The 22,559-nt window shown below is 65.9% G+C and carries 21 protein-coding genes and 1 pseudogene; 8 read left to right on the top strand and 14 right to left on the bottom strand.

Annotated features, from left to right (window positions below; genetic code table 11):
* Positions 1-10 precede the first annotated feature (10 nt).
* Positions 11-2,164: a methylmalonyl-CoA mutase gene (gene scpA, locus KGA65_RS06175; RefSeq protein ID WP_225862280.1), complete on the bottom strand. Its 2,154-nt coding sequence runs from the start codon at positions 2,162-2,164 to the stop codon at positions 11-13.
* Between the two features lie 128 nt (positions 2,165-2,292).
* On the opposite strand from scpA, the gene KGA65_RS06170 reads away from it, so the two are divergent.
* Positions 2,293-2,940 (top strand): GntR family transcriptional regulator, encoded by a 648-nt coding sequence (locus tag KGA65_RS06170; RefSeq protein WP_225862279.1) that lies wholly within the window; start codon positions 2,293-2,295, stop codon positions 2,938-2,940.
* A 64-nt stretch (positions 2,941-3,004) separates the two neighbouring features.
* Here the strand turns inward: KGA65_RS06170 and KGA65_RS06165 are convergent.
* Positions 3,005-3,550 (bottom strand): annotated as a pseudogene (locus tag KGA65_RS06165) (LysR family transcriptional regulator); the annotation flags it as partial.
* Positions 3,551-3,650: 100 nt separating this feature from the next.
* Between KGA65_RS06165 and bla the strand changes: the two are divergent.
* Positions 3,651-4,544: a class A beta-lactamase gene (gene bla, locus KGA65_RS06160; RefSeq protein WP_225862278.1), complete on the top strand. Its 894-nt coding sequence runs from the start codon at positions 3,651-3,653 to the stop codon at positions 4,542-4,544.
* Between the two features lie 85 nt (positions 4,545-4,629).
* Here the strand turns inward: bla and gltA are convergent, their stop codons facing one another.
* From gltA to KGA65_RS06125, 7 genes are all read right to left on the bottom strand, one after another.
* On the bottom strand, positions 4,630-5,940 hold the full coding sequence (gene gltA / locus KGA65_RS06155) for a citrate synthase (RefSeq protein WP_225862277.1): 1,311 nt from the start codon (positions 5,938-5,940) through the stop codon (positions 4,630-4,632).
* A gap of 27 nt (positions 5,941-5,967) precedes the next feature.
* The gene (locus KGA65_RS06150; protein ID WP_225862276.1) at positions 5,968-6,240 is read right to left on the bottom strand and encodes an FAD assembly factor SdhE; all 273 of its coding nucleotides are present in this window, start codon (positions 6,238-6,240) and stop codon (positions 5,968-5,970) included.
* Positions 6,241-6,273: 33 nt separating this feature from the next.
* Complete coding sequence (locus tag KGA65_RS06145) at positions 6,274-6,978, bottom strand: succinate dehydrogenase iron-sulfur subunit (protein ID WP_225862275.1); 705 nt, start codon at positions 6,976-6,978, stop codon at positions 6,274-6,276.
* Positions 6,979-7,000: 22 nt separating this feature from the next.
* Positions 7,001-8,812 carry a succinate dehydrogenase flavoprotein subunit gene (sdhA, locus tag KGA65_RS06140; protein WP_225862274.1) on the bottom strand — a complete coding sequence of 604 codons (1,812 nt, stop codon included), beginning with the start codon at positions 8,810-8,812 and terminating at the stop codon, positions 7,001-7,003.
* A 3-nt stretch (positions 8,813-8,815) separates the two neighbouring features.
* Positions 8,816-9,178, bottom strand: coding sequence for a succinate dehydrogenase, hydrophobic membrane anchor protein (gene sdhD, locus KGA65_RS06135; protein WP_225862273.1), 363 nt, complete (start codon positions 9,176-9,178; stop codon positions 8,816-8,818).
* Positions 9,179-9,194: 16 nt separating this feature from the next.
* On the bottom strand, positions 9,195-9,623 hold the full coding sequence (gene sdhC, locus KGA65_RS06130) for a succinate dehydrogenase, cytochrome b556 subunit (RefSeq protein ID WP_225862272.1): 429 nt from the start codon (positions 9,621-9,623) through the stop codon (positions 9,195-9,197).
* 173 nt (positions 9,624-9,796) lie between these two features.
* On the bottom strand, positions 9,797-10,570 hold the full coding sequence (locus KGA65_RS06125; RefSeq protein ID WP_225862271.1) for a GntR family transcriptional regulator: 774 nt from the start codon (positions 10,568-10,570) through the stop codon (positions 9,797-9,799).
* A gap of 244 nt (positions 10,571-10,814) precedes the next feature.
* On the opposite strand from KGA65_RS06125, the gene KGA65_RS06120 reads away from it, so the two are divergent.
* The 6 genes from KGA65_RS06120 to acnB all read left to right on the top strand — a co-directional run bounded on the left by KGA65_RS06120 (position 10,815) and on the right by acnB (position 17,005).
* Complete coding sequence (locus tag KGA65_RS06120; RefSeq protein WP_225862270.1) at positions 10,815-11,801, top strand: malate dehydrogenase; 987 nt, start codon at positions 10,815-10,817, stop codon at positions 11,799-11,801.
* Between the two features lie 104 nt (positions 11,802-11,905).
* The gene (locus KGA65_RS06115; protein WP_225862269.1) at positions 11,906-12,946 is read left to right on the top strand and encodes an HpcH/HpaI aldolase/citrate lyase family protein; all 1,041 of its coding nucleotides are present in this window, start codon (positions 11,906-11,908) and stop codon (positions 12,944-12,946) included.
* An 84-nt stretch (positions 12,947-13,030) separates the two neighbouring features.
* On the top strand, positions 13,031-13,567 hold the full coding sequence (locus tag KGA65_RS06110) for a hypothetical protein (protein ID WP_225862268.1): 537 nt from the start codon (positions 13,031-13,033) through the stop codon (positions 13,565-13,567).
* A gap of 160 nt (positions 13,568-13,727) precedes the next feature.
* Positions 13,728-13,973, top strand: coding sequence for an AbrB/MazE/SpoVT family DNA-binding domain-containing protein (locus KGA65_RS06105; RefSeq protein WP_225862267.1), 246 nt, complete (start codon positions 13,728-13,730; stop codon positions 13,971-13,973).
* 6 nt (positions 13,974-13,979) lie between these two features.
* Positions 13,980-14,384, top strand: a complete 405-nt coding sequence (locus tag KGA65_RS06100; RefSeq protein ID WP_225862266.1) for a type II toxin-antitoxin system VapC family toxin — start codon at positions 13,980-13,982, stop codon at positions 14,382-14,384.
* A gap of 35 nt (positions 14,385-14,419) precedes the next feature.
* A complete protein-coding gene (acnB, locus tag KGA65_RS06095; RefSeq protein ID WP_225862265.1) occupies positions 14,420-17,005 on the top strand; it encodes a bifunctional aconitate hydratase 2/2-methylisocitrate dehydratase in 2,586 nt (861 codons plus the stop codon).
* A gap of 93 nt (positions 17,006-17,098) precedes the next feature.
* On the opposite strand, the gene KGA65_RS06090 is transcribed toward acnB, so the two are convergent.
* From KGA65_RS06090 to sbcB, 5 genes are all read right to left on the bottom strand, one after another.
* Complete coding sequence (locus tag KGA65_RS06090) at positions 17,099-17,503, bottom strand: VOC family protein (protein ID WP_225862264.1); 405 nt, start codon at positions 17,501-17,503, stop codon at positions 17,099-17,101.
* A 163-nt stretch (positions 17,504-17,666) separates the two neighbouring features.
* Complete coding sequence (trhP, locus tag KGA65_RS06085) at positions 17,667-18,986, bottom strand: prephenate-dependent tRNA uridine(34) hydroxylase TrhP (protein WP_375142613.1); 1,320 nt, start codon at positions 18,984-18,986, stop codon at positions 17,667-17,669.
* A gap of 102 nt (positions 18,987-19,088) precedes the next feature.
* Positions 19,089-19,772: a hypothetical protein gene (locus KGA65_RS06080; RefSeq protein WP_225862262.1), complete on the bottom strand. Its 684-nt coding sequence runs from the start codon at positions 19,770-19,772 to the stop codon at positions 19,089-19,091.
* Between the two features lie 98 nt (positions 19,773-19,870).
* Positions 19,871-20,992 carry a beta-ketoacyl-ACP synthase III gene (locus KGA65_RS06075; RefSeq protein WP_225862261.1) on the bottom strand — a complete coding sequence of 374 codons (1,122 nt, stop codon included), beginning with the start codon at positions 20,990-20,992 and terminating at the stop codon, positions 19,871-19,873.
* A gap of 105 nt (positions 20,993-21,097) precedes the next feature.
* Positions 21,098-22,543, bottom strand: coding sequence for an exodeoxyribonuclease I (gene sbcB, locus KGA65_RS06070; protein WP_225862260.1), 1,446 nt, complete (start codon positions 22,541-22,543; stop codon positions 21,098-21,100).
* Between the last annotated feature and the right edge of the window lie 16 nt (positions 22,544-22,559).

Below are 22,559 nucleotides of genomic sequence, written 5' to 3'. Positions count from 1 at the left end.
GGGGCGAAGGTCAGGCGTGCTGGGCTGAACGAATCTGCTCCAGCACGTCCTTCGCGCTGGCAGGGATCGGCGTGCCCGGGCCGTAAATGCCCTTCACGCCCGCCTGGTACAGATAGTCGTAGTCCTGGGCGGGGATCACGCCGCCGACGAAGACGATGATGTCGTCCGCGCCCTGCTTCTTCAACTCGGCGATGATGGCCGGCACCAGCGTCTTGTGACCGGCGGCCAGCGTGGAGATGCCCACCGCGTGCACGTCGTTCTCGATGGCCTGGCGGGCACACTCCTCCGGCGTCTGGAACAGCGGGCCCATGTCAACGTCGAAGCCCAGGTCGGCGAAGGCGGTGGCCACCACCTTGGCCCCACGGTCGTGACCGTCCTGCCCCAGCTTGGCGATCATCACCCGCGGGCGACGACCGGCCTGCTCGGCAAAGGCATCGACCTCGCTCTTGAGCTTTTCCCAGCCTTCGGCGGAATCGTAGGCAGCAGCGTACACACCGGTCACCTTCTGGATGTCCGCACGGTGGCGGCCGAACACCTTCTCCAGCGCATCGCTCACCTCGCCCACCGTGGCGCGCAGGCGGACGGCCTGGATCGACAGGTCGAGCAGGTTGCCCTGACCCGTGCGGGCGCACTCGGTCAGCGCATCCAGCGCAGCCTGGACCTTGGCATTGTCGCGCGTGGCCTTGATCTGGTTCAAGCGGGCAATTTGGGCATCGCGCACCTTGACATTGTCCACTTCCAGGATCTCGACCGGATCTTCCTTGGCCAGCTTGTACTTGTTGACGCCGACGATCACATCCTTGCCGGAGTCGATGCGGGCCTGCTTCTCGGCCGCGCTGGCCTCGATCTTGAGCTTGGCCCAGCCGGAATCAACTGCCTTGGTCATGCCGCCCATGGCCTCAACTTCCTCGATGATGGCCCAGGCCTTGTCCGCCATCTCCTGCGTCAGCGACTCCATCAGGTAGGAGCCGGCCCAGGGGTCGACCACGTTGGTGATGTGGGTCTCTTCCTGGATGATCAGCTGCGTGTTGCGGGCGATGCGGGCCGAGAACTCGGTGGGCAGCGCGATGGCCTCGTCCAGCGAGTTGGTGTGCAGCGACTGGGTGCCGCCGAAGACCGCGGCCATGGCCTCGATCGTGGTGCGCACCACGTTGTTGTAGGGATCCTGCTCGGTCAGCGACCAGCCCGAAGTCTGGCTGTGCGTGCGCAGCATCATGCTCTTCGGCTTTTTCGCGCCGAAGCCCTTCATGATGCGGCACCACAGCAGACGCGCGGCGCGCATCTTGGCGATCTCGAGATAGAAGTTCATCCCGACCGCCCAGAAGAAGGACAGCCGGCCCGCGAAGTCATCCACGTCCATGCCCTTGGCCAGCGCGGTCTTCACGTACTCCTTGCCATCGGCCAGCGTGAAGGCCAGTTCCAGGGCCTGGTTCGCGCCGGCTTCCTGGATGTGGTAGCCCGAGATCGAGATCGAGTTGAACTTGGGCATGTTCTGACTCGTGTACTCGATGATGTCGCCGATGATCTTCATCGACGGCTCGGGCGGGTAGATGTACGTGTTGCGGACCATGAACTCCTTGAGGATGTCGTTCTGGATGGTCCCGGACAGCTTGTCCTGCGAAACGCCCTGCTCCTCGGCCGCAATCACGTAGCCGGCCAGCACCGGCAGCACGGCGCCGTTCATGGTCATCGACACCGAGATCTTGTCGAGCGGAATGCCGTCGAACAGGATCTTCATGTCCTCGACCGAATCGATGGCCACACCGGCCTTGCCCACATCCCCCGTGACACGCGGATGGTCGGAGTCGTAACCCCGGTGCGTGGCCAGGTCAAAGGCCACCGACACGCCTTGCCCGCCCGCCGCCAAGGCCTTGCGGTAGAAGGCGTTGGACTCTTCCGCGGTGGAGAAGCCGGCATACTGGCGGATGGTCCAGGGACGCACCGCGTACATCGTCGCCTGCGGGCCACGGATGAACGGCTCGAACCCCGGCAGGGTGTTGGCGTAAGGCAGCCTGGCGGTGTCTTCCGCGGTGTACAGCGGCTTGACGGCAATGCCTTCGGGCGTGCGCCACGTCAGCTTGGCCAGATCACCGCCGGCGGACTTCTCGGCCGCCTTGGCCCATTGCTCCAGGGAAGCGGCTTGGAATTCGTTGGGGTTGGACATGGAATCTCCTCAGCGCCCAGGCGCTTGTGCCGGAGATTGCCTTGAGCAAACCCCTTGCGCCCCAAGGCTTGTCGCTAATGATACATGATGCATAATTATGAATCCATCTTGACACAGCTCACTGAACCGTGCCTGACAACGACACGATCCTGGCCCCCCGCGCCCTATACCAACAGGTGGCGGAACGGCTTCGGGAGCAGATTTTCCGCCGGGAGCTGGAGCCCGGCAGTTGGATCGACGAGCAGAAGCTGACCGCGGAGTACGGCATCAGCCGCACCCCGCTGCGCGAGGCGCTGAAGGTGCTGGCCGTCGAGGGCCTGGTGACGATGAAGGTGCGTCGCGGCGCCTACGTCACCGAGATGTCGGCCCAGGATGTGACCCAGGTCTACCGGCTGCTGGCCTTGCTTGAGAGCGATGCCGCGGCCCAGGTGGCCGAGACCGCCAGCAGCGCCGAATTGGCCGAGCTGCACCAGCTGCATGAGCAGCTGGAAGCACAGGTCGAGCAACGCGACGACTTCTTCCGCACCAATGAGCGCTTCCACATGCGGCTGCTGGCGATGGCCCACAACCGATGGCGTGAGCAGATCGTCAACGACCTGCGCAAGGTGATGAAGCTCAACCGCCACCATTCCCTGTTCCGGCAAGGCCGGATTGAGGAATCCCTGGCCGAACACCGCGCCCTGCTGAATGCGCTGGAGCAGCGCGCCCCCGAGGTGGCCGCGCGGCTGATGCGGGCCCACTTCGACAATGGCTTGAGTGCCGCTCAGACGGCCTGAAGGTCAACGACCAGGGCCGGACCAGACGGCCATGCGCCAGATCCCGCTGGAACAGCACTGTGGGCAGCAACGCCACCCCTGCGCCCAGCGCAGCCGCCTCGGCCAGGGCCAGCGAGCTGTCGAACACCATGCCTCGCAGGGGCGGCACCGGCACGCCGGCCACGGTGCACCAGCGGTCCCACTCGTCGACGCGGTAAGAGCGCAGCAGCGGCACGTCCATCAGGTCTTGTGCATGATGCAGGCGCAGATCCACATGCGGGCAAGCCATCTGGAACGCCGCCAGGCGCGGCAGCAACCAACCCACCGCGTAGGTAGCCACCACGCCCAGTGTCAGGGTTTCGCGAGGGCGCCCGTCGCGCAGTTGCTGCAGGCTCTCGGCCAGCCGATCAAATGAGGCCGGCACCGCGGGGAGGATGGCCCGCCCTTCATCGGTCAGGGCCAGCCCCCGCGGCAGACGGTGAAACAGCCGCACCCCATAACGCGCCTCCAGGTTCTTCACGTGCTGGCTGACGGCGGTGGGACTCAGGTGCAGTTCATTGGCGGCGTGAGCGAAGTTCAGGTGGCGGGCGGACACCGCGAAGGCCCACAGGGCGTTGAGGGGCAGATCCAAGGTTGACCTCTGAAAATTGATGGTCTCCGCTGCATTCTTCCCATTTGTCGCCTTCTTCTTCAGCCCCTACCGTCCACTCACCTTCACCAACGAGAGAACCATGCAAAAACGCGCCTTTCTGACCCACTTGCTGGGTCTGAGCTGCCTGCCCTCCGTGCTGGCCTCCCCCTTGGAGGCCCAGGAAAACTCGATGCCACCCGCCGACATCCAGAGGGCCTTGCAGGACATTGAATCGCGCGCCAGGGGGCGTCTTGGCTTGACCGTGCTGGACGCCGGCAGTGGCCGCCGCTGGACCCATCGCGCCGACGAGCGCTTCCTGCTGTGCAGCACGTTCAAGCTGCTGCTGTGCGCCCAGGTGCTGGATCGGGCCGCCCGCGGCGAGGAGCGGCTGGACCGGCAACTCTCATTCCGCCGCAGCGATCTGGTCGAGTGGTCTCCTGTGACGAAGAAGGCGGTGGGGCGCGGCCGCCTGAGCGTGGCCCAACTGTGCGAGGCCACCATGACCACCAGCGACAACACCGCCGCCCTGCTGCTGCTCAAGACGCAAGGCGGCCCGGCCGGCCTGACCCGCTGGCTGCGCGCACATGGCGACACCCAAACACGCCTGGATCGCAGCGAACCGGATCTCAACGTGGCCGATCCGACCGGGGAATGGGACACCACCACCCCAGCCGCGATGGCCGACACTGTGCGACGCCTGTGCCTGGGCCCAGGTCTGCCGGCCAAGGCGCAGGCTCAACTGCTGACTTGGATGAGGGCCAGCACCACAGGCGCCCAGCGCCTGCGTGCAGGCCTGCCCCGGGGCTGGCAGATTGGCGACAAGACCGGCACGGGCGACGGCATCGCCAACGATGTGGCCATCGTCTGGCCGCCCGAGCAGACCGCTCCTTGGGTGGTGGTGGCCCTGCTGAGCGACTGCCGCAGCCCACGGGAGGTGCAACAGGCTTGCCTGGCCGACGTCGGACGCCTGCTGCCGCGCTGGCAAAAGGCCTGACCAGGACATGAAAAAAGGCCCCGAAGGGCCTTGGATGTGCGCGGCGGACGGGACGGCGTCTGCATCGTCCCGTGCCCCCGGGGTATCAGCGTTGTGCCAGCGGCTTGACGTCGCGCTTGGCCGAACCCACGAAGAGCTGACGCGGACGACCGATCTTGTACTCGGGGTCAGCGATCATCTCGTTGAGCTGGGCAATCCAGCCCACCGTGCGCGCCAGCGCGAAGATGGCGGTGAACAGCGGCACGGGGATGCCGATGGCGCGCTGCACGATGCCCGAGTAGAAGTCCACGTTCGGGTACAGCTTGCGGGCGACGAAGTAATCGTCTTCCAGCGCGATCTTCTCCAGAGCCATGGCCAGCTTGAACAGCGGGTCGTTTTCCAGACCCAGCTCCTGCAGCACTTCCTTGCAGGTTTCCTGCATCAGCTTGGCGCGCGGGTCGTAGTTCTTGTAGACGCGGTGACCGAAGCCCATCAGGCGCACGCCCGAGTTCTTGTCCTTCACCTGGTTCATGAACTCGCCCACCTTGGCCACGCCGCCCATGGCCTGGATGTCTTCCAGCATGTTCAGACAGGCTTCGTTGGCGCCGCCGTGGGCCGGGCCCCACAGGCAGGCCACGCCGGCCGCGATGGCGGCAAACGGGTTGGTGCCCGAAGAACCGCACAGGCGCACGGTGGAGGTGGAGGCGTTTTGCTCGTGGTCGGCGTGCAGGATGAAGATGCGGTCCAGGGCCCGCTCGATGACCGGGCTCACCTTGTACTCTTCGCACGGGGTGGCGAACATCATCCGCAGGAAGTTGCCCGCATAGGACAGGTCGTTCTTCGGATAGATGTAGGGCTGGCCGACGGTGTACTTGTAGGCCATGGCCACCAGCGTCGGCATCTTGGCGATCAGACGGATCGCCGCGATTTCGCGGTGCTCAGGGTTATTGATGTCGGTGCTGTCGTGGTAGAAGGCCGACAGAGCCCCCACCAGGCCGGTCATCACGGCCATCGGGTGCGCATCACGGCGGAAGCCACGCAGGAAGAACTGCATCTGCTCGTTGACCATCGTGTGGTTGGTCACGCTGGCTTGGAAGTCGGCCTTCTGCGTTGCGTTCGGCAGTTCGCCGTTCAGCAGCAGGTAGCAGGTTTCCAGGTAGTCGCAGTTCACGGCCAGTTGCTCGATCGGGTAGCCGCGGTACAGCAGCTCGCCCTTGTCACCGTCGATATAGGTGATGGACGAGTTGCACGACGCCGTCGACAGGAAGCCGGGGTCATAGGTGAACTTGCCAGTCTGGCCGTACAGCTTGCGGATGTCGATCACGTCGGGCCCGATCGTGCCCTTGTAGATCGGCAATTCCATGCTGGGGCTGCCATCCGAAAAAGACAGGGTGGCTTTCACGTCGGAGGGAGTCATCGTCGGGTCCTTTCTCACTCAAAACCATCAAGCGGATTGGCGCAACTGCACCAGAACGTCCCGCACAGCGGGAATGTCCAGGGGACCTTCGGGATCCTTGCGCGCAAGCAGCAGGTCCAGCAGGTCGTTGTCCGCCAAGTCCATCAGCAATTGAAGTCCTTCCACCTGCCGCGCCGTCAATGTCTCTTCGTAGCGGCGGAAGAACCGTTCCATGAACAGGTCGTTTTCAAGCAAGCCCCGTCGGCAGCTCCATTTCAGGCGGCTGACGACGGAAGGCTCCACGCGGGTGGTGTCATCCATAGGGGCTTGCTCCACGCTGACCAAAGTGCGTGCTCAGACGGCGCGACGCACCATCAATTCCTTGATCTTGCCGATGGCCTTGGTCGGGTTCAGACCCTTGGGGCACACATCGACACAGTTCATGATGGTGTGGCAACGGAACAGACGGTAGGGGTCTTCCAGGTTGTCCAGACGCTCGGTGGTGGCTTCGTCGCGGCTGTCCGCGATGAAGCGGTAGGCCTGCAGCAGGCCCGCCGGACCGACGAACTTGTCGGGGTTCCACCAGAAGCTCGGGCAGCTGGTCGAGCAGCTCGCGCACAGGATGCACTCGTACAGGCCGTTGAGCTCTTCACGCTCTTCAGGCGTCTGCAGACGTTCCTTTTCGGGCGCGGGCGACTCGTTGACCAGGTACGGCTTGATCGAGTGGTACTGCTTGAAGAACTGCGTCATGTCCACGATCAGGTCGCGGATCACGGGCAGACCCGGCAGCGGACGCAGCACGATGGTCTCGGGCAGCGAGCGCAGGTTGGTCAGGCAGGCCAGACCGTTCTTGCCGTTGATGTTCATCGCGTCGGAGCCGCAGACGCCTTCGCGGCAGGAGCGGCGGAACGCGATGGAGGGATCGACCGCCTTGAGCTTCAACAGGGCGTCCAGCAGCATGCGTTCGTTGCCCACGAGCTCCAGCTCGATGGTCTGCATGTAGGGCTTGGCATCCTTGTCGGGGTCGTAGCGGTAGATCTGAAAGGTGCGCTTGGTCATGTGAATTACTCCTTGGGCACGCTCAGAAGGTACGGACCTTGGGCGGCACGCTGTCGACGGTGAGCGGCTTCAGGTTCACCGGCTTGTAGGACAGGCTGTTGGTGGCGCTGTCCCACAGGGTGTGCTTGAGCCATTCCTTGTCGTTGCGGCCCAGCGGGAACTCGGCGTCGTCCGCACCACGCTCGTAGTCGTTCACGGTGTGGGCGCCACGGCATTCCTTGCGCGCGGCGGCCGACACCATCGTGGCCTGGGCGGCCTCGATCAGGTTGTCGACTTCCAGCGCTTCCATGCGCGCGGTGTTCCAGACCTTGGACTTGTCCTTGAGGGTGATGTTCTTCACGCGCTCGCGGACTTCGGCGATGCGTTGCACGCCTTCATCCATCAGGGCCTGGGTGCGGAACACGCCAGCGTGCGACTGCATGCAGGCACGCATGTCGTTGGCCACGTCCTGGGCATATTCGCCCGAGGTGCTCGCGTCCAGACGGGCCAGACGGGCCAGCGTCTTGTCGGCGGCATCGGCCGGCAGCGGCTTGTGGGCCTTGGGCGCGCTCTTGAGCGACTCGACGATGTGGTTGCCGGCCGCACGGCCGAACACCACCAGGTCCAGCAGCGAGTTGGTGCCCAGGCGGTTGGCGCCGTGCACCGACACGCAGGAGCACTCGCCCACCGCGTACAGACCGCCGATCGGGCTGCGGTATTCGTCACCCTTGGGCACCGAGACCTGACCATGGATGTTGGTCGGGATGCCGCCCATCTGGTAGTGGATGGTCGGGACCACCGGAATCGGTTCCTTGGTGATGTCGACGTTGGCGAAGTTGTGGCCGATTTCGAACACCGAAGGCAGACGCTTCAGGATGGTCTCGGCGCCCAGGTGCGTCATGTCCAGCACGACGTAGTCCTTGTGCGGACCACAGCCACGGCCTTCCTTGATTTCCTGGTCCATGCAACGCGAGACGAAGTCACGCGGCGCCAGATCCTTCAGCGTCGGGGCATAGCGCTCCATGAAGCGCTCGCCATTGGCGTTGCGCAGGATGGCGCCTTCGCCGCGGCAACCTTCGGTCAGCAGCACGCCCGCGCCGGCCACGCCAGTCGGGTGGAACTGCCAGAACTCCATGTCCTGCAGCGGGATGCCGGCGCGCGCCGCCATGCCCAGGCCGTCACCGGTGTTGATGAAGGCGTTGGTCGAGGCCTGGAAGATGCGGCCGGCACCACCGGTGGCCAGCAGCACGATCTTGGCTTCGAGGATGTGGATGTCGCCGGTTTCCAGTTCCAGCGCGGTCACGCCCACCACGTCGCCGTCGGCATCGCGGATCAGGTCCAGCGCCATCCATTCAACGAAGAAGTTGGTGTGGGCCTTGACGTTCTGCTGGTACAGGGTGTGCAGCAGCGCGTGACCGGTCCGGTCGGCCGCTGCGCAGGCGCGCTGCACGGGCTTCTCGCCGTAGTTGGCGGTGTGGCCGCCGAACGGACGCTGGTAGATGGTGCCGTCGGCATTGCGGTCGAACGGCATGCCGAAGTGTTCCAGCTCGTAGACCACCTTCGGGGCCTCACGGCACATGAACTCGATGGCATCCTGGTCACCCAGCCAATCGGAGCCCTTGATGGTGTCGTAGAAGTGGTAGTGCCAGTTGTCCTCGGACATGTTGCCCAGCGAGGCACCGATGCCGCCCTGCGCCGCCACCGTGTGCGAGCGGGTCGGGAACACCTTGGACAGAACCGCCACGTTCAGGCCAGCCTTGGCCAGTTGCAGCGAGGCGCGCATGCCGGAACCGCCGGCACCGATGATCACGACATCGAACTTGCGCTTGGTGATGTTGTTGTTGGTCTGTGCCATTGCTTACAGCCTCCAGAGCACTTGAACAGCCCAGCCGGCACAGCCCACCAGCCAGACGATGGAGAAGACCTGCAGCGCCAGGCGCAGACCCACCGGCTTGATGTAGTCCATCCAGATATCGCGCACACCCACCCAGGCGTGGTAGGCCAGTGCGACGATGACCGTGAAGGTCAGGAACTTCATCCATTGGGCGGCGAAGATGCCGGCCCACTTGTCGTAGCCCATTTCACCGGGCAGGAGTACCTGCACCAGCAGGACCACCGTGAACAATGCCATCAGCACCGCGGTGATGCGCTGGGCCAGCCAGTCACGCAGACCATAGTGCGCGCCCACGACGAGGCGCTTGCTTCCGTAGTTGATTGCCATTTGGTCGAATCTCCGCTCAGTACAGGCCGAAGAGCTTGGCGCCCAGCAGCACGGTCAGCGCCAGGCTGAACACCAGCGTGACGATCGCCGAGGAGCGGCCTTGCTGCTTGGTCACGCTGTGGGTGGCATCCATCCACAGGTGACGCACGCCGGCGGTGAAGTGGTGCAGATAGCCCCAGATCAGCGCCAGGCACACGAGCTTGACAAACCAGCCCGGCACGAAGCCGATGCCAGCGATGAATGCACTGCGGAAGCTCTCGAAGGAAACTTCCGAGGTCACGCTGACATCAAACAGCCAGACCACGAAGGGCAGCAGCAAGAACAGCATGGCGCCGCTGACGCGGTGCAAGATGGAAACGATGCCGGCTGGGGGTAGCCGGTAGTTGCGGAGTTCCGTCACATGGATGTTTCGGAACTCCGGACGTTGCTTGAGCGTATCTGCCATGGCGTCTGTCCTGGTTGTGTCAGTCCTGGTTGTATGGGTCTCCCGAAGCCGGGAGAACGAAGGAACGAACGGAACGTTGAGGAGCTTGTAACCTCAGCGAAACCGACTGATTTTATTGCAACGCACCAGGCTTTCAGGGGCCTTTCCAGACGAACAGGTGGGGCAACAGGGGTTCAATTCAGTTCATTCCTGTAGTAGTGCGCGCTGGTGTCATACCAGCCGCGCCGCAGTTCCACCGGCTTGTCGTGGTAGGTATGCGACAGCCGGGCCACGCTCAGCAGCGGGGTGCCCACAGGCACCTGCAGCACCTGCGCACTCCATTCATCGGCTGCGACGGCACGGATCTTTTCCTCGGCGCGGATCATCCGCACGCCGAACTCGGTCTCAAACAGCCCATACATCGGGCCCGCGTATTGCGCCAGGCGATCGGCCGTCAAGCCCTTGAACGGCACGGCTGGCAGCCAGATTTCGTCGAACACCACGGGCCGCCCATCGCGCGAGAGGGTGCGGTGGATCTGCAGCACGCTGTCACCCGGCTTGAGCTCCAGCGCACGGGCCACCTCGGCGGGCGCGCGCATGCGCCGGCAATCGATGAAACGCCGCTCCATGCCTCCCGCAGGCCCCTTGTCGGGCATCAGGCGCAGAAAGCGGTACTGGATGTTCTGTTCGGCGTGGGTGGCCACGAAGGTGCCACGCCCCTGCCGACGCATCAGCAGGTTCTCCATCGCCAGCTCGTCGATGGCCTTGCGCACCGTGCCCTGGCTGACGCCAAAGCGTGCGGCCAGGTCCTGCTCGCTGGGAATCAGCTCACCGGGCTTCCATTCACCGCCGTTCAGGCTCTGGACCAACAGCGCCTTGATCTGCCGATAGAGCGGACTGAAAGCCGGGCCCGACGCGGCGGCCACGGCAGGGGCTTCCGGAATATCGGACGATGGCAAGGCAGGCATGGGACGGCATTGCAGCACACGGCGGGGAGGTCGTCCACCCAATTCAGCATTTGTCTTATATAAGACATAAGATTCTTGACCAGATGTTTCACCCCCCCTAGACTCGCGGGCTACACTTGCGTGTGGCGTTCACTTCGGGTGTCCGCCATCCCCTGAGCCGGTGGTGATGAGCCCAGTCCGCGCAGCCGGAAGGCCCCGCCATGCGACCCAATTCGCTCCCCTACCCTTCCTCGGAGATTTCCACATGAGCAAGAAACCCGTGCGCGTGGCCGTGACCGGCGCCGCAGGCCAGATCGGTTACGCCCTGCTGTTCCGCATCGCTTCCGGTGAAATGCTGGGCAAGGACCAGCCCGTCATCCTGCAACTGCTGGAGATCCCGGACGAGAAGGCCCAGAACGCACTGAAGGGCGTGATCATGGAGCTGGAAGACTGCGCCTTCCCGCTGCTGGCCGGCATCGAAGCCCACGCCGATCCGATGACCGCCTTCAAGGACACCGACTACGCCCTGCTGGTCGGCGCCCGCCCCCGTGGCCCCGGCATGGAGCGTGCCGACCTGCTGGCCGCCAACGCCCAGATCTTCACCGCCCAGGGCAAGGCCCTGAACGCCGTGGCCTCGCGCAACGTGAAGGTGCTGGTCGTCGGCAACCCCGCCAACACCAACGCCTACATCGCCATGAAGTCGGCCCCGGACCTGAAGCCGGGCAACTTCACCGCCATGCTGCGCCTGGACCACAACCGTGCCGCCTCGCAAATCGCCTCCAAGATTGGCTGCGCCGTCGGCGACATCGAGAAGCTGGCCGTGTGGGGCAACCACTCGCCCACCATGTACGCCGACTACCGCTTCGCCACCGTGAACGGCAAGTCGGTCAAGGACACCATCAATGACCAGGTCTGGAACAAGGACGTGTTCCTGCCGACCGTGGGCAAGCGTGGTGCCGCCATCATCGCCGCCCGCGGCCTGTCGTCGGCGGCCTCGGCTGCCAACGCCGCCATCGACCACATGCACGACTGGGCCCTGGGCACCAACGGCAAGTGGGTCACGATGGGCATCCCGTCGCAAGGCTGGTACGGCATCCCCAAGGACGTCATGTTCGGCTTCCCGGTGACCTGCGAAAACGGCGAATACAAGGTCGTCGAAGGCCTGGAGATCGATGCCTTCTCGCAAGAATGCATCAACAAGACCCTGGCCGAGCTGGAAGGCGAAAAGGACGGCGTCAAGCACCTGCTGTGATGCCCTGAGCCGGGCCTTTCCCAAGCGGGACAGGTCACGCTAAGCTGCGAAGCCGGTGAGCGCCCATGCGCCGCCGGCTTTTTTCTTGTCCATTGCCCCCGCCCATGACCGCTGCCACCCCGCTCCGCCATCCCCGCGACGTGCTCTTCGAGGAGGGCGACGCCGTGCCCGACCTGCCCGTCTGCGACCACTACTGTGGTGTCGAGGCCCGCATGCGCAAGAGCCTGGCCCTGCAGGCAGAACTGGGCCCGGTGTTCGACGTGACGCTGGATGGGGAGGATGGCGCCCCCGTGGGTGGCGAGGTGGAGCATGCCCACCTGATGGCCGAGCTGGCCACCTCGGACCTCAACCGCTTCGGTCGCGTGGGCGCCCGCGTGGTGCCCTTCGATCACCCGGCCTTCGTGCCGATGCTGGACGTCCTGCTGCCCAAGGCGGGGAACCGGCTGGCCTACCTCATGATTCCCAAGCCACGCCATCTGCAGGACCTGGAACAGGCCGCCGCGGTGGTGGACCGGATCTCCGCCCAGCATGGGCTGACACGCCCGCTGCCGCTGCACGCCCTGGTCGAAACCCATGGTGCGCTGCGTGACGTGTTCGCCATGGCCGCCCACCCGCGCATCGAATCGCTCTCCTTCGGGCTGATGGACTTCGTCTCGGCCCATCGCGGCGCCATTCCCCAGTCAGCGATGGGTGTCGAGGGCCAGTTCCGGCATCCGCTGGTGCTGCGCGCCAAGCTCGAGATCGCGGCCGCCTGCCATGCCGCCGGCAGGGTGCCCTCGCACTGCGTGGTGACCGAATTCAAGGACAGTGACGCTTTGCAGCAGGCGGCCGAGCAGGCCAGCAAGCAGCTGGGCTACACCCGCATGTGGAGCATCCACCCGGACCAGATCCGCCCCATCGTCGATGCCTTCTCGCCCACCGCGGCGGAAATCGACCAGGCGGTCGAGATCCTGCTGGCCGCCCAGGCCAAGGACTGGGCCCCCATCCGGCACCAGCACCGGGGACGCGACCAACTGCATGACCGCGCCAGCTACCGCTACTTCTGGCAGGTGCTGCAGCGCGCCCATCGCACCGCGTTCAGCCACGGGCCGCAGCTGCCCGAAGAGGTTCTGACGGCGTTTTTCGGTGAAAAGCCGGCCAGCTGACACCAGCGGTCACCGAATTTCACCAATGAAGGCGCACAATCTCGCCTGTTTTTTCCACCACCGTTCCCCCAAGGAGTGATACGCATGATTCGTGCGATCCTGACCGCCGCCTTGTCGCTGGGCCTGCTGGGCGCCCAAGTCGCCCACGCCGCCGAACCGGCGAAGACCAAGGCGAGCAAGAGCTCGCATGCCAAGAAGTCCACCGCCAAGGCCGCCACCCCGGTGGCCGATGTGCCACTGCCGCCCGCCGATGGCCAGCAGACGGCCGCCGCGGCCCTGGTCGACTATGGGCACTATGACTGCGAATTCAGCCAGACGGTCAATGTCACGACCAACCCGAAGAACGACGGCTATGTCGATGTGATCTTCGGCAAGAGCATCTACACGATGAAGCCTGTGCTGTCCTCCACCGGTGCCGTGCGCCTGGAAGACGTGAAGGGCAAGACCCTGATGCTGCAGATCGCCTACAAGTCCATGCTGATGGACACGCAGGCCGGCCGCCGTCTGGTCGATGAATGCGTGAGCGAGAAGCAGCTGGCCGCCAAGAAGGCCGCCGAAGGCACGCCGCACCAGGCCCTGCTGGTCGACCCGAACACCGCCAAGGTCGAAACCAAGCAGTGAGCCTCAGGCGCCCGCGCGTCAACACTCACGACAGACGGGCCTCAGGGCCCGTTTTTCTTGCCCATCCCGACCCCGCCGATCCCCCTGCGTCAGTCTCATGTATGCACGAAGTATGTAGAATTCATGCATACCGAAATTTTCGGAGTCCCCGGAGAGACGGATGGAAGCGACAGTTGCTGAACGCGGGCAGATCACCCTGCCCAAAGCCGTGCGGGATGCCCTGGGCCTGACCAAGGGAACGATCCTGAAGGTGGAGCTTGAAGGCGCACGCATCGTGCTCAGCAAGGATGTCTCCGACGCCATCTCCAAGGCCCGTGGCCGTTTCAAGCTGGATGGTTTTGCCGACACCGACGATGCGATGCGCAGCATCCGTGGCCGTGCCCCGGGTGACCCCCTGGACGTCTGATCGCCCATGATCGCCATCGACTCCTCCGTGCTGATCGACCTGCTGGCCAATGGCCCCGCCGCGGACGCGGCCGAGGCCTGCCTGCGCCAGTCGCTCAGCATCGGTCCGGTCGTCGTCTGCGACGTGGCCCTGACCGAGGTCTGCACCGCCCTGCGCAATGGCACCGAGGTGCTGGACGTGCTGGAGGAGATGGGCGTGCGCTTCTCGGCCACCGAATCCAAGTCGGCCATCCGCGCCGGCGAGATGCAACGGCGCTACCGCCAGCGCGGCGGCCGCCGCGAACGCACCCTGCCCGACTTTCTCGTGGGCGCGCACGCGCTGTTGCAGTGCGACGCCCTGATCACCCGCGACGACACCTTCTTTCGCGACTACTTCAAGGGGCTCAAGGTCATCGTGCCGCACGCGGCCTGACACCCCGTTTCCGTTTCACCCCTGGAGAGCACACCATGCTGCAAGCCTACCGCCAACATGCCGCCGAACGCGCCGCGCTCGGCATTCCGCCGCTGCCGCTCGACGCCAAGCAAGTGGCCGAGCTGATTGAGCTGATCAAGAACCCGCCGGCCGGCGAAGAGGCCTTCCTGCTGGACCTGATCACCCACCGCGTGCCGCCGGGCGTGGATGACGCCGCCAAGGTCAAGGCCTCGTTCCTGTCGGCCGTGGCCCACGGCGAACTGAAGGTCGGCCTGATCTCCAAGGCCAAGGCCACCGAGTTGCTCGGCACCATGGTGGGCGGCTACAACGTGCACCCCCTGATCGAGCTGCTGGACGACGCTGAAGTGGCCGATGTCGCCGCTGCGGGTCTGAAGAAGACCCTGCTGATGTTCGACTACTTCAACGACGTGGCCGCCAAGGCCAAGGCCGGCAACGCCAAGGCCAAGGAAGTGGTGCAGAGCTGGGCCGACGCCGAGTGGTTCACCAGCCGCCCCGAGGTCGAGAAGAAGATCACCATCACCGTCTTCAAGGTGCCGGGCGAAACCAACACCGACGACCTGTCGCCGGCCCCGGACGCCTGGAGCCGCCCGGACATCCCGCTGCACTACCTGGCGATGCTGAAAAACACCCGTCCCGACGCGGCCTTCAAGCCCGAGGAAGACGGCAAGCGCGGCCCGATGCAGTTCATCGAGGACCTGAAGAAGAAGGGCCACCTGGTGGCCTACGTGGGCGACGTGGTGGGCACCGGCTCCAGCCGCAAGTCGGCCACCAACTCGGTGATCTGGGCCACCGGCCAGGACATCCCCTTCGTGCCGAACAAGCGCTTCGGTGGCGTGACCCTGGGCGGCAAGATCGCTCCGATCTTCTTCAACACCCAGGAAGACTCCGGCTCGCTGCCGATCGAGGTCGATGTCTCCAAGCTGGAGATGGGCGACGTCGTCGACGTGCTGCCCTATGACGGCAAGATCGTGAAGAACGGCGAGACCGTCGCCGAGTTCAAGCTCAAGAGCGACGTGCTGTTCGACGAAGTGCGCGCCGGCGGCCGCATCAACCTGATCATCGGCCGCTCGCTGACCGCCAAGGCCCGCGAGGCCCTGGGCCTGCCGGCCTCCACCGCCTTCCGCCTGCCCGTGGCCCCCAAGGACACCGGCAAGGGCTTCACGCTGGCCCAGAAGATGGTCGGTCGCGCCTGCGGCCTGCCGGAAGGCCAGGGCATCCGCCCGGGCACCTACTGCGAGCCCAAGATGACCACCGTCGGCAGCCAGGACACCACCGGCCCGATGACCCGCGACGAGCTGAAGGACCTGGCCTGCCTGGGCTTCTCGGCCGACCTGGTGATGCAGTCCTTCTGCCACACCGCCGCCTACCCGAAGCCGGTGGACGCCAAGATGCACCGCGAACTGCCTCCCTTCATCGAAAGCCGCGGCGGCGTGGCCCTGCGCCCGGGCGACGGCGTGATCCACAGCTGGCTCAACCGCCTGCTGCTGCCTGACACCGTCGGCACCGGCGGCGACAGCCACACCCGCTTCCCGATCGGCATCTCCTTCCCGGCAGGCTCCGGTCTGGTGGCCTTCGGCGCCGCCACCGGCGTGATGCCGCTGGACATGCCCGAATCGGTGCTGGTGCGCTTCAAGGGCACGATGCAGCCGGGCGTCACCCTGCGTGACCTGGTCCACGCCATCCCGCTGTACGCCATCAAGGCCGGTCTGCTGACCGTGGCCAAGGCCGGCAAGAAGAACATCTTCTCGGGCCGCATCCTGGAGATCGAAGGTCTGCCCGACCTGAAGGTGGAACAGGCCTTCGAGCTGTCCGACGCCTCGGCCGAGCGCTCGGCCGCCGGCTGCACGATCAAGCTCAACCAGGCCCCGGTGATCGAGTACCTGAAGTCGAACATCGTTCTGATGAAGAACATGATCGCCAACGGCTACCACGACGCCAAGACCCTGGCCCGCCGCATCGAGAAGGTGGAAGCCTGGCTGGCCAAGCCCGAGCTGCTGGAAGCCGACAAGGACGCCGAATACGCAGCCGTGATCGAGATCGATCTGGCCGACATCAAGGAGCCCATCGTCTGCTGCCCGAACGACCCGGACGACGCCAAGACCCTGTCCGACGTGGCCGGCACCAAGATCGATGAAGCCTTCATCGGCTCGTGCATGACCAACATCGGTCACTTCCGTGCAGCCGCCACCGTGCTGGGCGGCGCCCGTGACATCCCGGTCAAGCTGTGGGTGGCCCCGCCGACCAAGATGGATGCTGCCGAGCTGATGAAGGAAGGCCAGTACGCCGCCTTCGGCGCCGCCGGTGCCCGCACCGAGATGCCGGGCTGCAGCCTGTGCATGGGCAACCAGGCGCAGGTGCGTGAAGGCGCGACGGTGATCTCCACCTCGACCCGCAACTTCCCGAACCGTCTGGGCAAGAACACCAATGTGTTCCTGGGCTCGGCCGAGCTGGCCGCCGTGGCCTCCAAGCTGGGCAAGCTGCCCACCCGCGAGGAGTACCTGGCCGCCACCGGCGTGGTCACGGCCAAGGCCGATCAGATCTACAAGTACATGAACTTCGACCAGATCGAGGAATACGCCGACGTCGCCAAGAGCGTCTGAAGTCCCTCACGGACGCCCTGTGCGCCCTGACCGAAAGGCCCGCCCTGTGCGGGCCTTTTTTCATGCCGGCATGTGAGCGGGCCGAAGCAACGGTCAGCCCATCAGGGGCTGCAGCATGCTCAGGCGGTTGCCCTCAGGGTCGACAAAAACGACATAGTCACCCACGCCCGGAATGGCCATGGGCTCGCCCAGCACCTGCCCACCGGCCGCGCTCACGCGGGCCATGGCCTCTCGCACATCGGGTACGCCCAGCACCACCGAGGGCTGCTGCAGCGGCGACTCCGGCACCAAGGGGAACAGGCCGCCGTTGACCGAGCCCCGCAGGGCATCCGGCGCGCTGCTGTCGCAGGTGGAGGTGGTGGCGAGGATGTAGTTGCCCATCTCGGGGCCCATGGGCTGCAACTGCCAGCCGAACACCGTTTGGTAAAAGGCCGAGACCCGGGCCGCGTCCCGGTAGGGCAGTTCGAAATGGACGACAGGGCAGGCGGGAATGGGCATGGTGGATCCTCCTGGATGGGGTGCCGTGGACCGGGCCGCGGACGACCCGCAGCCGCCAGGATGCCCGCCTGACACCCAAGGATGGCCCGGGCAAACCCGGAGTCCCCCCCGAATGCAAGGGACGGGGACCACACCGCCGCGGCGACCTGCCGCGCCCGGCGCCTCAGAGCAGGCGCGCGAGCAGCGCCCCCTCCACCGGCCCCCCCAACGGCACGAACACCCGGATCGGGTTGCCCTGGGCCACCTGGACGGCCTCGCCCTCCGGGTTCTGCATCGCGTCCAGCGTCAGGACGCGGTTGCCCGCGGGGTGAATGACCTCGATGCGGTCGCCCACCGCAAAGCGGTTCTTGGTCTCGACCTCGGCCCAACCATCGGCGCGCACGCCCAACACCTCGCCGACGAAGTGGCTGCGGTGCAGCTCGCTGTGGCCGCTGATGTAGTTCTGGTAGTCCTGTGCGGGGCGGCGCTCCAGCAGGCCACCGGTGTAGCCCCGGTTGGCCAAGCCCTCCAGCTCCAGCAGCAGCTCCGGGTTGAAGGGCCGGCCGGCCATGGCATCGTCGATGGCACGGCGGTAGACCTGGGCCGTGCGGGCGACGTAGTACAGGCTCTTGGTACGGCCCTCGATCTTCAGCGAATCGACACCGATCTGGCACAGGCGGGCCACATGCTCCACCGCCCGCAGGTCCTTGCTGTTCAGGATGTAGGTGCCGTGCTCGTCTTCCATGATGGGCATCAGCTCACCCGGCCGGCCCTTCTCCTCGAGGAAGTAGACCCGGTCGGCCACGGGATGACGCTCACCGCCGCCGCAGGTCGAGAAGTTCGTCTCGGCTTCCGCCTGGGCTGCGGCAAAGTCGAAATCCCGCTCCAGCGTGCCCACCGGCACCGCCTCGCCGCTGGGCGAGTGCTCGCTGGCGGCCTGGGTGCCATATTCCCAGCGGCAGGCGTTGGTGCAGGTGCCCTGGTTCGGGTCGCGCCGGTTGAAGTAGCCCGAGAGCAGGCAGCGGCCCGAGTAGGCGATGCACAGCGCGCCGTGCACGAACACCTCCAACTCCATGTCCGGGCATTCGTTGCGGATGCCCTCCACCTCGTCCAGGCTCAGCTCGCGCGAGAGGATGATGCGGCTCACGCCCATCTTCTGCCAGAACTTCACCGTGGCCCAGTTGGTGGTGTTGGCCTGCACCGAGAGGTGGATGGGCACCTCGGGCCACTTCTCGTGCACCTGCATGATGAGCCCGGGGTCGGCCATGATCAGCGCGTCGGGCTTGAGGGCGATCACCGGCTCGATGTCACGCAGATAGGTGCGCACCTTGTCGTTGTGCGCAATCAGGTTGCTGGTGACGAAGAACTTCTTGCCGCGCGCATGGGCTTCGGCAATGCCCTGGGCGATCTGCTCCAGGCGGAATTCGTTGTTGCGGGCGCGCAGCGAGTAGCGCGGCTGGCCGGCATAGACAGCGTCGGCGCCAAAGTCATAGGCGGCTCGCATCTTGGCCAGCGAGCCGGCCGGCAGCAGGAGTTCGGGGGCGGTGTTCACCCCCGCATTGTCCGTGCTTTGCAAAGGCCCGCGTTCAGCCGGCCCTTGCCCCGCTCACTTGCCGGCCTTCAGCGCCGTCTCGTCATCCTCTCGGAAACGGCGGTTGCCACAGGTCTGCTGCCACTCCTCGCGGTCGAGTTCGTAGGCGTCACGTTCCTTTTGCAGGGCCGACTGCCTGGTCTTCCAGGCATCCAGCGCCTCGTTGAAGGCCACCTGGTGCGACTGCAGCGTGGCGCCCTCGTTCTGCGTGGCGGCGGCCAGGGTCTGGCCCTCGGTGTTCAGCGCGGCCTCATCCTTGTGCAGCTCATCCAGGCGGGTTTGCAGATCGCGCGCCCGGCTCTTGCGCTCCGAGCCCGACATCTCCTGCTCATCAAAGGCCTTCTTGTCGGCGTTCCACTGCTTGGCACGCTCGGCGAACGCGGCCTGACGGGCATTGAAGTCCTTGATCGCGTCGTTCTTCTTCTGGAAGGCGTCGGTCTCCCCTTTCAGCGCATCCCGGCGCTTGGCCATGTCGTCGCCCTCGGCATTCACCGCCTGGACACGCTGGTCCAGGTCGGCCGCCGTCTGCTTGATCTTGGCCTGCTGGGCCAGACAGGCCTTGAGTTCGCTCTTGCTCAGGATGGGGGCCTTGGGGTTGGCTTTGCCCAGGCTGCTGATCTTGCCGTCGGCAGCCAACGCCGAACCGGCACACAGGGCCAACACCAAGCCGGACAGGAGCAGGGAAGGAGAACGTTGCATCGAGGTTCCTTGAAAAAAGGCCGGCGATGACCAGCCGTGTCGCGCCGGGGTTGGCGCCATCAGGGTGGCGATGATGCCATCGGCCATCGTCAACCCGCTCAGTGCTTGCGCACCACCACGCTGCCCACCGAATACCCGGCGCCAAAGGAGCAGATCACCCCCAGGTCCCCGGCCTTCAGCCCTTCGCGGTGGCGATGGAAGGCGATGATGGAGCCAGCGGAGGCGGTGTTGGCGAACTCGTCGAGGATCAGCGGTGCCAGGTCCGGCCCCACCTCCTGCCCCACCAGTTTCTTGATGATCAGCTGGTTCATGCCCAGGTTGGCTTGGTGCAGCCAGTAGCGGCGCACCTGGGCAGGCGCCATCCCCAGCGCCTGCAGGTGTGTCTCGATGTGGGCCGAGGCGATGGGCACCACCTCCTTGAACACCTTGCGGCCCTCCTGACGGAAGGTCTTGTCGCGCGCGTTGGGGTCGCTGTCTTCGCTGCGGTTCAGGAAGCCTGCGTTGTTGCGGATGTTGTTCGAGAACTGCGTGGCCAGGCGCGTGCCCACCACCTCCCAGCGCTCGGCGGCCACCGCCGTTTCGTCGGCCTCGACCAGCACCGCGGTGCAGACATCCCCGAAGATGAAGTGGCAGTCGCGGTCCTTCCACTCCAGGTGACCGGAAGTGATCTCGGGGTTCACGATCAGCACGCAGCGCGAGGCGCCGCTGCGCACCGCATTGACCGCCTGCTCGATCGCGAAGGTGGCCGACGAGCAGGCCACGTTCATGTCGAAGCCGTAGCCACCCGCGCCCAGGGCCTGCTGGATCTCGATCGCCATGGCCGGATAGGCGCGCTGCATGTTCGAGGCGGCACAGATCACCGCGTCGACGTCCGCCGCCTGTCGCCCGGCCGCGGCCAGGGCCTGGCGGGCGGCATCGACCGCGATCTCGGCCATCAGCGACAGCTGGTCGTCGGGGCGCTCGGTCAACTTGGGGCGCATGCGCGCTGGGTCCAGCACGCCGCTCTTTTCCATCACATAGCGGCGCTGGATCCCGGAGGCCTTCTCGATGAAGGCTTCGCTGGACAGCGACAGGGCCGTGGACGTCCCTGCCGCGATGGCCGCCGCATGGTCGGCGTTGAAGCGCTCGACATAGGCGTTGAAAGACGCCACCAGCTCGGCGTTGGTGATCACATGGGGCGGAACATAAAGACCGGTTCCGGTGATGACGGCTCGGGGCATGCGGTACCTGAGGGAGGGTCGAAAGGCGCGCAGTGTAGCCGCGCGCCCGCGCCGGCCGCCTTGCCCCCGGGCAAGTCCTGATTGGTCCGTCCCCCCTTGACCGGCTCAATCGCGCGAGGGCGCCACCTGCTCCGCGTAATCGACCAGGGACTCCAGCAGCCCCTGGGCCCGTTCGTCGTCCTGTTCGGCCGCGACCTCGGCCAGTTGGTCCACCTTCTCCAGGAACTGGGCCACGGTCAGACCGCCGCCCAGCCCCTCGTGCAGCCGCGCCACACGCAGCTGGGCCCAACGCTCGCGCTCCTCGGCATTCAGGCTGTCGGTGAAGTTGCGGGCGCGGTAGCGGAACACCAGCTCGTCCAGGCGCGGGTCATCAAAGCTGGCCCGTCCCCAGGCCGGATCATCCGGCGTGAGCCGACGCAGGCGGTCCAGCCGGCTGCGGTCCTGGGGCCCGAGGAAGCCGCCGTAGAGGTCCTGATCGACGTCGGCCGGTCCCTCGCCCGCGGGGCGGGTGAAGACATCCGGCCAGATGCCCGCCATCGTGGCCCCCTGGCGGGCACAGGCCTCGGCATGCTGCATCGCCCGGCCCATGTCCACCCCCCAGCGCTCGGCCATCGCCGGAGAGAGCGTCTTCAGCTGGCCGATCACCACCGGCGACTTGTTGACGTGGATGGTCTTGATCGGCAGCCGGGTCATGCCCTCGGGCAGGTCCTCGCTGCGGGTGTAGAGGCGCTGGCGGATCTGCTCGGCGTTCAGCGTGAACAGCTCGGCCGGGTCGGCCGCCAGGTCCCAGACGATCAGCTCGTTGCGGTTGGTCGGGTGTGGTGCCAGCGGCCACACCACGCCCAGACAGCCCCGCTCGGGCCCGTACATGCCCGAGATGTGCAGGAACGGCCGCCCCACCCCGATCTCGGCCCAGACCGCGTCCTTCTTGCGCAGCCGCAGGCAGAAGTCCCACAGGCGCGGCTGGGCCTGGCGGATCTTGCGGGCCAGCGCGATGGTGGCGCGCACGTCGGACAGCGCATCGTGCGCCGCCTCGTGCAGCAGGCCGTTGGCCGCGCTCAGGTGTTCCAGCTTGAACGAGGGGCGGCCATCCTCATGCCGGGGCCATTCGATGCCCTCGGGCCGCAGCGCGTACATGCAGCGCACGGTGTCCAGCAGATCCCAGCGGCCGCAGTCGTTCTTGTACTCGCGGGCATAGGGGTCCATCAGGTTGCGCCAGAACAGGTGGCGCGTGACCTCGTCGTCGAAACGGATCGAGTTGTAGCCCACACCCACCGTGCCGGGCCGGGCCAGTTCGGCCTCGATGGCCCCGGCGAAGCGGTACTCCGGCAGGCCCTGGGCCAGGCACTGCTGCGGCAGGATGCCGGTGAGCAGGCAGGCCTCGGGGTCGGGCAAGGCATCCGGTGCCGGCTGGCAGTACACCATCAGCGGGTCGCCCACCTCGTTGAGCTCGGCGTCCGTGCGGACGCCGGCGAACTGCGAAGGCCGGTCCCGCCGCGGCACCCGGCCAAAGGTCTCGTAATCGTGCCAGTAGAAGCTGAAATCGCTCATGCCCGCACGATACCCC

This window comes from Ideonella benzenivorans (assembly GCF_020387415.1).
Lineage (GTDB): Bacteria > Pseudomonadota > Gammaproteobacteria > Burkholderiales > Burkholderiaceae_C > Ideonella > Ideonella benzenivorans.
This window is presented reverse-complemented; position numbering and strand designations above follow the sequence as displayed.